Annotated in this window: 11 protein-coding genes; 10 read left to right on the top strand and 1 reads right to left on the bottom strand. The window is 59.7% G+C overall.

Annotated features, from left to right (window positions below; all coding sequences use genetic code 11):
• The first annotated feature begins 43 nt into the window (after positions 1–43).
• The gene (locus ACJJU9_RS10165) at positions 44–943 is read left to right on the top strand and encodes a LysR family transcriptional regulator (protein ID WP_407730623.1); all 900 of its coding nucleotides are present in this window, start codon (positions 44–46) and stop codon (positions 941–943) included.
• Between the two features lie 117 nt (positions 944–1060).
• Here ACJJU9_RS10165 and ACJJU9_RS10160 read toward each other — a convergent pair whose 3' ends face one another.
• Positions 1061–1867, bottom strand: coding sequence for a cupin domain-containing protein (locus ACJJU9_RS10160; protein ID WP_241486636.1), 807 nt, complete (start codon positions 1865–1867; stop codon positions 1061–1063).
• A 212-nt stretch (positions 1868–2079) separates the two neighbouring features.
• Between ACJJU9_RS10160 and ACJJU9_RS10155 the strand changes: the two genes are divergently transcribed.
• The 9 genes from ACJJU9_RS10155 to ACJJU9_RS10115 all read left to right on the top strand — a co-directional run bounded on the left by ACJJU9_RS10155 (position 2080) and on the right by ACJJU9_RS10115 (position 15473).
• Complete coding sequence (locus tag ACJJU9_RS10155) at positions 2080–3132, top strand: ABC transporter substrate-binding protein (RefSeq protein WP_407730622.1); 1053 nt, start codon at positions 2080–2082, stop codon at positions 3130–3132.
• A 118-nt stretch (positions 3133–3250) separates the two neighbouring features.
• Positions 3251–4354 carry an ABC transporter ATP-binding protein gene (locus tag ACJJU9_RS10150; RefSeq protein WP_407730976.1) on the top strand — a complete coding sequence of 368 codons (1104 nt, stop codon included), beginning with the start codon at positions 3251–3253 and terminating at the stop codon, positions 4352–4354.
• A 10-nt stretch (positions 4355–4364) separates the two neighbouring features.
• A complete protein-coding gene (locus ACJJU9_RS10145; RefSeq protein ID WP_407730621.1) occupies positions 4365–5621 on the top strand; it encodes an ABC transporter permease in 1257 nt (418 codons plus the stop codon).
• The gene (locus ACJJU9_RS10140; RefSeq protein ID WP_407730620.1) at positions 5618–6445 is read left to right on the top strand and encodes an ABC transporter permease; all 828 of its coding nucleotides are present in this window, start codon (positions 5618–5620) and stop codon (positions 6443–6445) included. Before ACJJU9_RS10145 ends, ACJJU9_RS10140 begins: the two co-directional genes overlap by 4 nt.
• A gap of 70 nt (positions 6446–6515) precedes the next feature.
• Complete coding sequence (locus tag ACJJU9_RS10135; RefSeq protein ID WP_407730619.1) at positions 6516–7760, top strand: aspartate aminotransferase family protein; 1245 nt, start codon at positions 6516–6518, stop codon at positions 7758–7760.
• A gap of 197 nt (positions 7761–7957) precedes the next feature.
• Positions 7958–10597, top strand: coding sequence for a LuxR C-terminal-related transcriptional regulator (locus ACJJU9_RS10130; protein ID WP_407730618.1), 2640 nt, complete (start codon positions 7958–7960; stop codon positions 10595–10597).
• Positions 10598–10778: 181 nt separating this feature from the next.
• A complete protein-coding gene (locus ACJJU9_RS10125) occupies positions 10779–12866 on the top strand; it encodes a hydantoinase/oxoprolinase family protein (protein ID WP_407730617.1) in 2088 nt (695 codons plus the stop codon).
• A 2-nt stretch (positions 12867–12868) separates the two neighbouring features.
• Positions 12869–14530, top strand: a complete 1662-nt coding sequence (locus ACJJU9_RS10120; RefSeq protein ID WP_407730616.1) for a hydantoinase B/oxoprolinase family protein — start codon at positions 12869–12871, stop codon at positions 14528–14530.
• A 52-nt stretch (positions 14531–14582) separates the two neighbouring features.
• Entirely contained in the window at positions 14583–15473 is an 891-nt protein-coding gene (locus ACJJU9_RS10115; RefSeq protein ID WP_407730615.1) for a hypothetical protein, read from the top strand.
• Positions 15474–15489 lie beyond the last annotated feature (16 nt).

The following is a 15489-nucleotide window of genomic DNA, read 5'->3' as shown; positions in this document are numbered from 1 at the left end:
GATTGATGGCAGGCTGCTCGCATTCGTTGCGATGAGAATAAAAATGGATAATTTTTCCCAGATGCAAGCCTTCCTGTGGGCGCACGAACACGGCAATTTCTCGGTGGCCGCCAGGGCGAACGGAATCACCCCGTCCACCGTCAGCAAGCTGATCAGCCGCCTCGAAAACCGCCTGCAAGTGCGCCTCTTCCAGCGCGGCAACCGCAGCCTCACGCTCACCGAAGAAGGCTCGGCCTACCTGGTGAGCGCACGCAAAGTCATGAACGCCATGGCCGAAGCAGACTCTTTGGCCGAGGCCTTCCCGACTCAGGTCAGCGGCGCACTGCGCATCCACACCATGACCACCTTCGCCAAACACCAGATCATGCCCTGGCTGCCGGAGTTTATGGCGACCTACCCAGGCCTGACGGTTGATTTGCAGGTCGGCCCACAATATGTCGACCACTTTGACCAGGGCCTGGACATCGCCATTCACAGCGGCGTGTTGCCGGACTCATCTCGCGTTGCGCGCAAAATCGGTGAAAGCGCGTGGATCGTTTGCGCCTCCCCGGAGTACCTCGCCCGTAAAGGCACGCCCAACCACCCGGAAGACCTGCTCAACCACGATTGCTTCAACTTTGCCTTTAACAGCGCCTGGAACAACTGGCAGTTCAGGGTCGACGGGGAGACCGTCACAGTAGCCATCAAACCCAAAGCGGTCTTTGCCCAAGGGGATTTACAGCGTGACATCGCCTTGAACGGCGGCGGGATCGTCAAGCTTGCGCAGTTCCATATCGGCGCAGATCTCAAGGCAGGCAGGCTGGTGCCCTTGCTGCAGGCCTACGACATCCCGTCCAAAGAGCCCATTTACCTGATCTACACCCATCGCAAACACCTGAGCCCGCGCATACGCGTGTTCAGGGATTTTCTGGAACAGAAACTTAAGGCATCGCCTTGGGATTAATTTAAAAGATCGCGAGGCAAGCTCGCTCCTACAGTTTTGCGTGCGACCTGATACCTGCGCTGTAGGAGCGAGCTTGTCTCGCGATCTTTTGATCTTTTAAAGAATCGCGAAACAGATTCAAAAGGTCGGCGGTGAGACGGCGCTGACAACAATGCACACTTCATCAAACGGATTGCGCATGCGGTGCGGCAAACGGCTGTCAAAGTAGTAGGCATCCCCCGGCGACAGCACGCGGATCTCATCACCCACGGTCATTTCCAAACGCCCTTCAATGACAATGCCGCCCTCTTCAGCGTCGTGAGAATACAGCTCTTCGCCTTCTTCACCGGTGTCTGCACCCGGTTCGTAACGTTCATGGAGAATCATCATCGAACTATTTTCGAGATTCGCTCCCACTTGCCTGTATGATAGCTTCTTGCCATCAGCGAGTTCGACCAGCTCATTGGCTTTGTAAAACACGGCGCGGTCAACCACCGCCGAGTCGGAAAAAAACACGCTGAGGGTGACGTTCAAAGGCCGCAGCAAACGCTTGAGGATGCTCACAGACGGGCTGGATTTATCCCGCTCGATAATCGAAAGCGTGGCATGCGGCACACCGGCCAGCTCTGCCAGCCCCCTGATCGAGAGACCTCGACTTTGTCGTAATGCCTTGAGCCTTGCGCCTACGGTGGCGGTCTCCAAAACCTCTGGCGGGCTTTCAGGGAGCTCTTCCCGGATATGCGGGCTTCGGCCTGTCGCCGATGTTTCTGTCACGGTGAATTCCTTAGCTAAACGGCACCCGAGCGGGCCAAAGTTTAATGTGGACCTTGAACTGCCGAATTTTCTTACACGGTAAAGGCAACTTAAACGCACCAGGTCGGGTAATCCCGTATCCTGTTGCACACTCCAGGCGCAGCAAAGTAGCACGGTTTCAAACAGGCTCACCCCTGAAGAAAACGTTTATTACTCTAGCTAAAAAAAAGACCGCCAGTTGGTTTGTCAGTCTTTTTTAAATTTTAGACGTGAGAAAACAATCGCTTACCGTTTATCGGGCGATTCAGGGTTTAAACCGTCAGCGAAAATAAAGCTTGCCTGGAGACACCTCCAGTGGTAAAAATTTTTACCACTGAATCACAACATCTGCGTAGAGGCTAATAATGCATAAATCACGCCACGCTGTTGCAGCATATGGACTTGCCCTCATTGGCTTAGCAGCTTCCCAAGTTGCCACTGCCCGTGATCTAACGATTGTCTCCTGGGGAGGCAACTTTCAGGACGCACAGCGCGAGCTGTTTTTTGCACCTTTCGCCAAACAAACCGGCAAAAGAGTACTCGACCAAAGCTGGGATGGCGGAGTGGGCGTGCTCGACGCCAAAGTTAAAGCCGGCAACCCTAACTGGGACGTGGTTGAAGTAGAAGGTGAAGACCTTGTGCTGGGCTGCGACTCAGGGCTCTATGAAAAAATTGACTGGGCCAAAATCGGCAACAAAGCTGATTTTATTCCGGAAGCCGTGAGCGAATGCGGTGTCGGCAACATCGTCTGGAACACCGGCCTGTCGTGGGACGGTGATAAGCTCAAGACCGAGCCAACCTCGTGGGCCGACTTCTTTGACCTGGAAAAAATCCCGGGTAAACGCGGCCTGCGCAAAGGCCCTAAATACGCACTTGAGTTCGCGCTGATTGCTGACGGGGTCAAACCTGCCGACGTGTACAAAGTGTTGCGCACCCCGGAAGGCGTCGATCGTGCCTTCAACAAACTGGGCACCATCAAGTCGGACATCGTGTGGTGGGAAGCCGCTGCACAACCGCTGCAAATGCTGTCTGCCGGTGACATCGTGATGAGCTCGTCGTACAACGGCCGCATCACCGGTTTTAACACCAACGAAGGCAAAAACTTCAAGTTCTTGTGGAACGGCAGCGTATCGGCCATCGACTCCTGGGCCGTGCTCAAAGGCAGCGAGAACAAAAACCAAGCCATGGACTTCATCGCCTTCGCGAGCAAGCCAGAAGCACAGGCCAAGCTGCCCAAGTACATCGCCTACGGCCTGACCAACAAGAACGCCAACGAGTTCGTACCGGCAGACTTGAAGCACACCCTGCCAACCACCCCGGAAAACCTCGCGCAGTCGATCCCTATCGATGTCGAGTTCTGGGTTGAGAACATCGAACCGCTGACCGAGCGCTTCAACGCCTGGGTCGCCCAGAAGTAAACCCCCGCCTCTTGGTCACCCTGCCACCGGTTCCCCGGTGGCAGGTCCACGACGTTATCTGCACGCCGGTGCCTCTCATAATGATGAGCGAGCATGCCCTGGCGAAGATGCTGTGCGCCTGCTCTCAAGTGAGGATGGTTACGTGAAACACTTGGTCAGTTTTAAAAATATTCAGAAGACTTACGACGGCATACGCCCCGTGGTCAAGGATTTGAACCTCGATATCAAAGAAGGCGAATTTGTCACCCTGCTGGGCCCGTCCGGGTCGGGCAAAACCACCAGCTTGATGATGCTGGCCGGCTTCGAAACGCCGACCCATGGCGAGATTTACCTGAACGACAAGCCGCTGCATAACCTTGCGCCACACAAGCGCAACATCGGCATGGTGTTCCAGAACTACGCGCTCTTCCCGCACATGACCATTGAGCAAAACCTGGCCTTTCCGCTTTCTGTCCGCAAAATGAACAGCGTCGACAAAAAGCACAAAGTCAGCCGTGCTCTGGACATGGTGAAACTCACCGATTTCGCAAAACGCTACCCCGCGCAACTGTCGGGTGGCCAGCAGCAACGTGTCGCCCTGGCCCGTGCGCTCGTGTTTGACCCCAAACTGGTACTGATGGACGAACCGCTGGGCGCGCTCGACAAGCAATTGCGCGAACACATGCAACTGGAAATCAAGCACTTGCACCAGCAACTGGGCCTGACCGTGGTGTACGTGACCCACGACCAGAGCGAAGCCCTGACCATGTCCGACCGCGTGGCGGTGTTCAACGACGGCGTGATCCAGCAGATCGACACCCCGACCGCCATTTACGAGGCCCCGAACAAAAGCTTCGTGGCGCAATTTATCGGCGAGAACAACACCCTGCTTGGCACCTTTATGTATTGCGACGAGCAGTATGCCGTGGCGCGCCTGGATGACGGCAGCCTGATCCGCGCCGTGCCGATGGCCGAATGCCAGCCGGGCGACCAGGTGGCCCTGTGCATCCGCCCCGAGCGGGTGGTGGTCGGACCGGCGGGCAGCACACCGCTGACCGCGCGCATTCAGGAATACATCTACCTGGGCGACCACGTGCGCATGATCACCGAAATTGCCGGGCAGCCGAACTTCATGGTCAAGCTGCCGGCCTCGCACATGAACAACAGCTGGACGGTAGGCAGTTCGATTTCACTTTCCTGGTCACCAGAGCACATCCGCGCTCTGGACGTGACCAAGCACTGAGATGTCGATCATGAGTCAGTCCGCCGCCAATCAATCCGGCCAGACCCAGGAGCAGACGCCCACTCTCAGGGCCAAGCTCAGAAAGTCCGAACGCTCTTACAAGTTCAAATCCCTGCTGCTGATCGCACCGCTGTTTCTGTTTGTGCTGGTGTGCTTTGCTTTCCCCATCGGCACCCTGCTCTCGCGCAGCGTCGACAACCCCGATGTGAACACCGCGCTGCCGGCCACCGTTGAAGCGCTGGCTTTATGGAAAGGCAAATCGTTGCCCAACGAACACACCTTCGAAGCGCTGGTCATCGACTTGGCAAACGCCAAAGAGAACGGCCAGATCGGCGCATTGGCCAAGCGCTTGAGCTATGAAATCCCGGCTTACCGGACCCTCATCAGCAAAACCCTGCGCAACCTGCCGGCCAGCGACGTGGCGTCCAAACGTGACGCGCTGATTGCCATCGACAGTTCGTGGGGTGAGCTTAATTACTGGAAGGCCCTGAAGCAGGCATCGGCACCGCTGACGCCTTACTTCTTGCTGGCCGCGCTCGATCACCGTGTCGACTCTGCCACCGGCAACATCGTCAAGGCCGACCCTAACCAGTCGATCTACGTGGACATTTTTGCCCGCACCTTCGCCATCGGCGCCGTGGTCACCCTGCTTTGCCTGGTGCTGGGGTTCCCGGTGGCGTACTGGCTGGCCACCTTGCCAGAGGGCAAAAGCAACCTGCTGATGATCTGCGTGCTGCTGCCGTTCTGGACCTCGCTGATCGTGCGCACCGCCGCCTGGGTGGTGCTGTTGCAGTCCGATGGCTTGATCAACCGTTCGTTGATGTTTCTGGGCCTGATCGACGCGCCGGTGCAACTGGTGTTCAACCGCACCGGGGTGATCATCGCGATGACCCATGTGCTGCTGCCGTTCATGATTTTGCCGCTGTACAGCGTGATGAAAAACATCCCCGGCAACTATGTGCGGGCGGCGATTTCGCTGGGCGCGCACCCGTTTGTGGCGTTCTGGCGGGTGTACGTGCCGCAGACCTTCGCGGGCTTGGCGGCCGGTGCCTTGCTGACCTTTATCCTTGCCATTGGTTACTACGTGACCCCGGCCCTGGTGGGCGGTGCTGCGGACCAGATGGTCAGCTACTTCGTCGCGTTCTACACCAACAAAACCGTTAACTGGGGTATGGCGTCTGCACTCGGCAGCCTGCTGCTGCTTGCCACCCTGTTGTTGTATGGGGTGTACGGCAAACTCACCCACCCTAACCAGGCGAGGTCATGACCATGGCGCCTTATGCGTCCAAAGCCGAAAAACTGGCCCGCTTCGGTCTGGTGACGGTCTGTCTGTTGGTGCTGCTGTTTTTGATTATCCCGGTGCTGGTGATCATTCCGCTGTCGTTCAACTCGTCATCGTTCCTGGCCTACCCCATGGACGGGTTTTCGTTGCGCTGGTACGAAGAGCTGATGTCGTCCCAGGAGTGGCGTCAGGCTTTTAAAAATAGCTTTATCATCGCCCCCGCCGCCACGGCCCTGGCCATGATCTTCGGCACCCTGGCGTCTGTGGGGCTGTGCCGGGGCAACTTCCGCTTTAAGGGCGTAATCATGGCGTTTCTGATTTCGCCCATGATCGTGCCGCTGGTGATCGTTGCAGTCGGCCTGTACTTCTTCTTTGCCAAGCTGCAATTGCTCAACAGCTACACCGGTCTGGTGCTGGCCCATGCCATGCTCGGCGTGCCGTTTGTGGTCATCACCGTCAACGCGACGTTACAGGGTTTTGACAACAACCTCAGCCGGGCTGCCGCCAGCCTCGGTGCGCCGCCGTTGACGGTGTTTTTCAAAGTGATCCTGCCGCTGATTGCCCCCGGCGTGATCTCGGGCGGGCTGTTCGCGTTTGCCACCTCGTTTGATGAAGTCGTGGTCACGCTGTTTTTGTCCAGCCCGTCACAACGCACCTTGCCCTTGCAGATGTTCTCGGGCATTCGAGAAAACATCAGCCCCAACATTGCCGCGGTCGCCACCATCATGGTCATCCTGTCGGTATTGATGCTGCTGACCCTCGAAGTGCTGCGACGACGCAACGAAAAACTGAAAGTCAAACAACAATAACCCATGCCGTACACCTTCCCGGGCCCAACAGCCCGGGGCGGGTAACTCTTGTCCAAATTCAGAGGTTTTTATGCCGAATCTAGTGGGTGATGTTTCCAGCGCAGCCCGCATCCTGCCTGATCTCAAGGGTGAAAAACTGTTTATCCGCAATGGCAAAGGCGCCTACCTGTGGGATGACCAGGGCCGCCAATACATCGACACTGCGCTGGGCTTTGGCGCCGTGTTGCTGGGCCACTCCAATGACGCCGTCAATGCGGCGGTCGTGCAGGCACTGAGCGACAGCGCGGCGCCGTCATGGGCCCACGTGCGTGAGCATGGCGCCGCGACGGCACTGGCCAGGCACACCGGCGAGCTGAGCAAAGTCATCTTCACCAACTCGGGCAGCGAAGCGGTGCACCTGGCCTGCCGCGCAGCGCGAGCCTACACCGGTCGCGGCAGAATCGCCAAAATGGCGGCGGGTTTTGATGGCTGGTTCGATGACATCAGCTACGGCAACGTCACCTCCAAAGAAGCGAGCTTTAGCGACGGCAAGCGCCCGTCTACAGAGCGCACCACCCTGCTGCGTTTTAACGACTTTGACGATGTTGAACGCCTGTTTGCCGAAGACAACAACATTGCCGCGGTGATTCTGGAGCCGATGCTGGCCAATGCGGGCTGCATCATGGCCTTGCCGGGCTACCTCAAACACGTCCAAGACGTGGCCCACCGCCACGGCGCATTGGTGATCAGCGACGAAGTGCTGATGGGCTTTCGCCTGTACCCGGGCCTCGCGGCCTTGCAAGAAGGCCTGGACCCGGACATCGCCAGCGTTGGCAAAGCCATCGGCAACGGCGTACCGGTGTCGGCGGTCGTCGCTAAACCACACATCCTCGCGGGCTTTGAAGAAGGCCGGGTTATACGCGGCGGCACATTCAGCGGCAACCCCATGGCCTGCGCGGCCGTGACCACCACCCTGGCGCAACTGGACAACGTCGACTACCCGCAACTCATCGCCCGTGGTGACGCCTTGCGTGGCGCCATTGAAAGCATCTTTAAAAGCCACAGCATCACCGTGAGCACCAGCGGCTACGGCAACGTATTTGGCATCTGGTTGGGCGCAGTGGTCCCGAGCACCTACGAACAGGCCGCGCAAATCGCCAACCCGTCATTTACCAAAGCCCTGCACCTGGCATTGCGCGAAGCGGGCGTATTGATCATGCCGTCGCCGTACGGCCGATTGTATATCTCCTTCGACCACAGCGACCACGTGATCGAAGAAATCAAAACCGCGTTCGAACACGCGGCGGTTGAATTGAGTGCTGCGTATAGCGATTAAGCGTGTGGGCGTACGCATACACCTGTAGGAGCGAGCTTGCCTCGCGATCTTTTGATCTTTCGCAGCCTTCGTGCCTCGTCAGCGACTACGGGCTGTAGGGCAACTTCTTACGCGGAACTCGGCACTGTCTGACTTGGCGGTGTTGGCCGAGGGGGACAAGCTCTGGATGCTCAGCCCTTGAGATCGGCCTTCTCACCATGAGCATTCAGCCCACTTCATCCAGCACCTGGTGCTGGATCGGTAAATTGACCCCGCCACATACCCTGCTGACGTCTAAGGTGCGCGAAACACTGCTCGCGTCATTGCGCCAGCAACCTTCACCGCCTTTGCTGCTGGTCGTCGCGCCCGCCGGCTACGGCAAAACCATTTTGCTGATGCAATGGCACCAGGAACTGCTGGCTCGCCCTGCCCCTGCCCACCTCGCCTGGCTTTCGCTGGATGAAGCCGACGCCGAGCCCAATCGCTTTTTGGCCTACCTTATTCTGGCCCTCGAACGCGCCGGGTTGGAGCTGGGGCCGCTGTCTCACCTGGCCACCACTCAATCGCTGGACGCCCAGCCGCTGCGAACCCTGTCTGCGTTGCTGCACGCGTTGTCTCACGCTGACCACCCGATCACGCTGCTGCTGGACGACTATCACTACGTGACCTGCAAAGAAGTCGATCACATCGTCTGCACACTGCTTGAACAGGCAACACCCAGGCTGAATCTGGTAATCGCCAGCCGCACCCGCCCGGCCTGGCCCCTGGCCCGCTGGAAAACCAAAGGCTGGGTGCAGGAAGTGTCTGCCCACCAACTGAGCCTGTCAGAAGACGAGACCCGCAGCATTCTCGGAGCACGTGCCCAGACCAGCGATGTTCAGCACATCCATCGCACCACCGAAGGCTGGGCCGTCGCCGTGCAGTTGGCGCGCCTTTGGCGAGAAAGCCATGAAGGCAATGTGTACGGATTGGGGGCGTTTTGCGGTTGTGTCACGGATGTGGCTGACTACCTGGCCGAGCAAGTGCTGGGCAGCCTCTCGCCGCAATGCCAGCTTTTTTTACTCGAAACGTCATTACTCGAACGCTTCAATGCCGAGCTGGCCGATGCAGTACGTGAACGCACGGACAGCGCGCAATTACTCAGCCAGCTCAGCCACCTCGATGCGCTGCTGATGCCATTGGACGCCGAGCGCCAATGGTTTCGTTATCACGGCCTGCTGCGTGACTTTTTGGGCCCGCGGGTGGGCCAGAGCCAAGCCCGGCGCATCCACCGCGCCGCCGCCCATTGGTTGGCGCAAGCCAGCGATTGGGTACAAGCCGTGGCCCACGCCCTGAAGGCCAAGGACACCGCGCTGGCAATCAACCTGGTGGTGCAGGCGGGCGGCTGGGCGCTGGTACTGCGCCAGGGCATTCGCTATGCACAAAGCCTGGTGCAACAGTTTGATGAACAGACCCGGCGCAATGCGCCCGACCTGTTGCTGCTGCAAGCCTATCTGCACGCCAAGCTGGGTGAGCATGCCCTGTGTACGCAACGGCTGGAACTCGCGCAAAAGTCGCTGCAAGGTGAGCCACGCCTGCTGCGCGACTTTTATGTGATCCGCACCTTATCCAATGCATATCTGGACCGCTTTACGCATGACGAGCCGCCCCCCGGCCTGGGCGAGCATCCCGAAGAACTGCTCGCCCAGGCCACGCTTGAATGTGTAAACACCCTGCATTTGCTGACCCGTGGCGACATGCCAAATGCCCTGCGCAGCATCCGCACAGCGCAGGTACAAATGCAGTTGGTGGCCAGCCCGCGCGGCGAAAGTTACTGCTGCCTGCACGAGGCGCAACTGCTGGCCCTGAGCGGGCAAATGCAGGCATCCAGCGCCTTGATCAACAGCACGCTGGCCTTTGTTCATAGCCACTTTGGTGGCGAAAGTTCGTTAAAAGCACTCATCGGCTGTTTAAAGGCCCGTGAGGATTATTGGCAAGGCCACTGGGAGCAAACAACGCCGTGGCTCAACGACGGCTGGGCGGCGCTGGAATATGCCGACGGCTGGCTGGAAGTCGTGGCAGGCACCGCCGAAGTCACGTGGCGCACCACCTTGCAGGCCAAGGGCTTGCACCCTGCGCTGCATGAGCTGGATCGCGTTTCGCAACTGGCCAGCATCCGCAATTGGCCGCGATTGCAGCAATTGATCAACGCCTGGCGGGTCGACGCACTGGTACAGGGCGGGATGCTGACGCAAGCCCGTAAAGAAGCGCAGCAAGCGGACCTGCATACCCAAAGCCCCCAGCAAGACTGGCGCAACCTCGAAGCGGCCAGCCTGGCGCTGAGCCGCTTGCACATCGCCACCGGCGCCTCACAGGTTGCGTTCAGTCGCCTGCAACGTGACGCTGCGCACTTACGTGACAAAGGGTTGCTGCTGCCGAGTTGGCGCTTGAAATTGCTGGCCCTGGTGGCCTTGCACAAAGCGCAAATCCCCCAGCAGGCAGACGACGTACTGGCCACCCTGCTGCCGCTGTGTGAAAACGCGGTACCCGGCTTGCTGCTGGAAGTCGGGCCATGCCTGCTGCCTGTGCTGGAAGACTACACAGAGGCGCTGCCGGTGCTGCAACCCGTGATTAGCCGGCTGCGCAGTTGGCGGGCGCAGCCGTTGCGGGTAAAGATCCCGTTCAGCCCTAAAGAAACCCAAGTCCTGACACTGCTCGCCTGCGGCCAGCCCAACAAAGCCATTGCCCAGGCGCTGGACGTGTCTGAAAACACCGTGAAATTCCACCTGAAAAACATCTACGCCAAGCTGTCGGTGGACAACCGCACCAGCGCCATCAACGTGGCCCTGCGCCAAGGCCTGATTGCCCCACCGTTGTAATCGGTATTCAAACGCCAAACCTACCCGTTGGGGTAGCTCATGGCAGAACATGCGGCCGCCCTACCCTTCGGCTCCGTAGCCCCCCGCCCACACGCCCCCTAGCATCGACCCCGGTACAACGCCGGGCAGGCCCTGCGCTGCCTCCAGCAAAAACAATCACAACAGGAGATGCCCTGTGGGTATGGACGGCAAAATCGTACGGGTTGCCACGGATGTCGGCGGCACGTTCACGGATCTGGTGTATTTCGAAACCGACACCGCCACTGGCCAGCAACACATTCGCACGGCCAAGGTCGACACCACCGCACCAAACTTCGCCGAAGGCGTGCTCAACGTCATTCAAAAGGCCGACGTGGCGCTGGAAAAGGTTGATTTTCTCGCTCACGGCACCACGGTGGTGATCAATGCCCTGACCGAGCGCCGGGGTGTCAAAACGGCGCTGATCACCACCAGCGGTTTTCGCGACATTCTGGAGATCGCTCGGGCCAATCGCCCGGACTACTTCAACCTCAAATGGGTCAAACCCGCCCCTTTCGTGCCGCGCTACCTGCGCCTGGAAGTTAATGGCCGCTTGCACACCGATGGCCGCGAGCGCGGGCCACTGGACCTGTCAACACTGCCCGAGCTACTCGACACCCTGCGCCGTGAAGGCGTCGAAGCAGTAGCCATCTGCCTGCTTCACGCCTACGCCAACCCCGTTCATGAACAAGCCCTGCTGGCCGAAGTCCGCAGGCTCTGGCCCGACGTATCAGCGGTTGCTTCACACCAGATCACCCGCGAGTGGCGCGAATACGAGCGCTCCAGCACTACCGTACTGTCGGCATACGTACAGCCCATTGCGGCGCGCTATCTCGATGAATTACAGGCCGGTTTACGCAACGCGGGGTATCAGGCGCCGCTGTACATCATGCAGTCCAACTGCGGTGTCGACAGCCTGGCGCACGCCCGTGAAACCCCCATCACCATGGTCGAATCCGGGCCCGCCAGCGGTTTTTGGGCGGCAGCCGAACTCGGGCGTTTGATCGATGAACCCAATCTGCTGGGGCTGGACATTGGCGGCACCACCGCCAAATGCGCCTTGATCCAGAACGGTCAGGTCAGCATCAAGACTGACTACTGGATTGAGCGTGACAGCACCCACGCGGGCTATCCGATCATGGTGCCGGTGGTGGATCTGGTAGAGATCGGCAACGGTGGCGGCTCGATTGCCTGGGTCGATGATTTTGACAAACTGCACGTAGGGCCACAGTCCGCAGGGGCTTTGCCCGGCCCGGCCGCCTATGGTAATGGCGGTGAACACATCACCACCACCGACGCCAACCTGGCCTTGGGCCGGATCAACCCGGACTACTTTTGCGGCGGTGAGCTGACCGCCGACCAAGGCGCAGTCGCCCGCGGGCTGGACCTGCTCAGCGAGCGTTTACAGCTGCCGCCCATCGAGATCGCACGCGGCATCGTGCGGCTGGCCAATGACAACATGGTCAACGCGCTAAAGCTGGTCTCGCTAAGTCGTGGCCATGACCCGCGCGAACTCACCTTGATGGCGTTTGGTGGTGGCGGTGCCCTGCATGCCGTAGCCCTCGCGCAAGAGCTGGGGGTTAAAAAGGTCATCGTCCCGCGCAGCGCAGCGGTGTTTTCGGCGTGGGGCATGACCCTGTCTGACCTGCGCCGCGACCTGTTTATCAACCGCTTCGTGGACACCACCCAACCCGCCGCCCTGGCTGACACCCAATGCGCACTTGAAACGCTGATGCACGCGGCCCGCGAGCAATTCGTGGCCGAGAACATGGCGCCAGCTCAGGTGCAACTGCAGGTGTTCGCCAAGCTGCGTTATCAAAACCAGGAGCACTCGGTCGAGGTTGCGCTGAACAGCCATGAAGCCATCGCCGAACACTGGTCCGCGATCGAGCAGCGTTTTCACACGTTATACGAGCAGCACTACACCTACCGCCTGCATGCACCGGTTGAAATTGTCGGTTTTCACCTGATTGCCGTGGCCGAGATCGGCAAGTTAATCCCCCAGGCCCTGCCCGTCACCGGCCGCACCTTGCAAGCCGCCAGCAAAGGCCAGCGCAACGTCGACTTTGCCCTTCAGGGCGTGCACCAGGCCGCGCTCTACGACTATGCCCTGCTTGAGCCGAACATGGCCTTCTGCGGCCCGGCCATCGTTGAAGACTCAGGCACCACGGTGGTGATCCACCCCGGCAATCACGTCCGGGTCGATCACCTCGGCAACTTGCATATCACCCTCGATGGCAACGGAGCGTAAACATGCACAGCCTCGATATTTTTACCCGCGACATCATCCAGAACGCTTTGCAGGCCATCGCTGACGAAATGTTTGCCGCCATGCGCAAGGCCGCGATGAGCCCGATTATTTATGAAGTGCTCGACATGGGCACCGGCATTACCGACGCACAGGGCGATATCGCCAGCTCGGGCGCCGGCATTCCGGCCTTTGTCAGTGTGCTCGACAAGGCCGTGAAGCAAATTCTCAAACACCACCAGGCCGATGAAATCGAAGACGGCGACGTGTTTATCAGCAACGACCCACACGACGGCGGCGCAGTTACCCACCTCAATGACGTGGTGCTGGCCATGCCGGTGTTTGCTGACGGGCAACTGGTGGCCTGGACGGCCAACATCGCCCACTGGAATGACGTGGGCGGCATGGTGCCTGGCTCGTTATCGACTGAAGCCGTTGATATTTTTCAGGAGGGTTTGCGCCTGGCGTCGGTCAAGTTGATCAGCCGCGGGCAGCCGATTCGTTCGGTGCTGCAAATATTGCGCGCCAATTCACGCATGCCGGACTTTATGGAGGGGGATTTGTGGGCCGGTATCGCCGCCGTGCGCGGTGGCGCTCTGCGCTTGCAACAACTGAACAGCAAATACGGTACCGATCTGTTTTTGCAGGCCATGCGCGACTTTATGGACCTGGGCGAAAAAATCTCGCTCAAGGCCCTGGCAACCTTGCCCGGCACAACCCTCAGCCTGAGTGAACCGCAAGACGACGCCAGCGTGTTCAAGGTCGGTATTACCATCAGCCACACACAGCTGTTGATTGATCTGCGCGACAACCCCGACCAGTGCGCTGGCCCCGTCAACCTCAGCCGCGACGGTGCCGTGGTGGCAGCGCAAATGGCATTCAAGGCGCTGACGGCCCCGCAGGGCGTGACCAATGGCGGCACCTTTCGCCCGCTCAAGGTACTGACGCGCCCCGGTTCCTTGTTTGATGCGCAGGCACCCGCCGCCGAGGGCTTTTATTTCGAAAACATGATCCGGGTCTACGACCTGCTCTTGCGCTGTTTGGCCACGGCGTTCCCCGAGCGCCTGCCGGCCGGCAATTTCGCCTCGGTGTGCGCCACCATCATTGGCGGTGTGCACCCGGACACCGGGCGCCTGTTCACCCTGGTCGAACCCGAAATCGGCGGCTGGGGCGCAGAACCGGGCCGCGACGGCAACAACGCCATGTACTCAGGCCTGCATGGCGAAACCTACAACTGCCCGGTCGAGATCTGCGAAGCCCGCTACGGCCTGTATGTCGAGCGCATGGCACTGAACGACGAACCCGGCGGCCACGGTCAGTTTCGAGGTGGCCGGGGTATCTGCATCGACTATCGGGTGCGCTCCGACGCCAGCTTTTTGACCTGCGGCTACACCCGCTCGGTCGTGCCGCCGTGGGGCCTGCAACAGGGTGAGTCCGGCTCGCTCAACTACGTAGAAGTGATCCGCCAGCACAGCGATGTGCACGAACGCTACGCCATGGCCAGCAGCGTGCCCCTGAATGCGGGTGACCTGGTGCGCGTGCGCACCGGCGCAGGCGGCGGCTTTGGCCCACCCGGCAAACGCTGCAAGGACGCGGTGCGCGATGACCTGAAAAACGGCTATGTCGACGCCGCCACCGCCAGCGCGGTGTATGGCGTTCATGGCTGACCAGGGTTGAAACACGGCTTCAAACAAAAACAACAATAAAGAGAGCTCAACCATGCACACACACTTTGCACGGCGCCTCAGCGTCGGTCTTGCACTCGCTTGCACCCTGGGTTCCAGCCCGCTGGCCCTGGGCGAGCAATTTATCGGATTCGCCCAACCCGGAATCCCGGGCAGTTGGGCGGTAGAGTCATTTCCGGTGCTCAACCGCACCACCGACGGCGACCTCAGCGTGGCCGCCAATACGGTGCTGGCGTACTTTTCCGAGACCGGCTTCACCGGTACCACCCGCGACCAACTGCAATTTTGGGTAGGCGCCATCCCCGGTTACGCCAGCAGCAACGGCGCCCGTGACAGCAGCGCGTGGGGCATTGCCTCGCCCAATGTCGGGTTTTCGTACTACTACAACGTGGTCGAGCCCACCAGCGACATGGGTTCAGATGACCACATCACATTCTGGACCAACCCTACGCTGATGGTCGAATTCCCCAACGGGAATGACGACCTGACCGGCCACGGCGCCTTTGCCAATCGTTATGCCGTGAGTTTCAGCGTCGCCAATTACCTGCGCATGGGCCGTTTCGCCGTCACCTTCACCCCCGCAGGCATCCATTACGCCGCCCGCAACCGCCACGCAACCGACTTGGGCGCGGGCGACCCTGCCCAACTGCGCGGCGGGGTCAGCCTGTGGCTGGGCGACATTGCCGCCGGGTATCTGGTAACCGAAGACCTGTGGCTGGGCGTGCACCACGTCTACCACATCAACAACACCACCGCCTCGGACTTCAACGTGTCGCGGGCCGGCAAGATCGGCCCGTCCATGACCTACACCGGGTTTGCCGAGGACGGCCTCTTCATCTCCGCCAACCTCAATGTTGACTACTACCACAGCGCCAACCTCAAGCATTCCAACGCCCTGACCATGGCGCTGGTGAAGTTCTTTTAACCTTGCGAGGACACGC

Origin of the sequence: Pseudomonas helleri, assembly GCF_045830615.1 — a bacterium.
Taxonomy (GTDB): Bacteria; Pseudomonadota; Gammaproteobacteria; order Pseudomonadales; family Pseudomonadaceae; genus Aquipseudomonas; species Aquipseudomonas helleri.
Note: the sequence above shows the minus strand (reverse complement) of the source record. Positions and strands in the feature narration are given on the sequence as shown.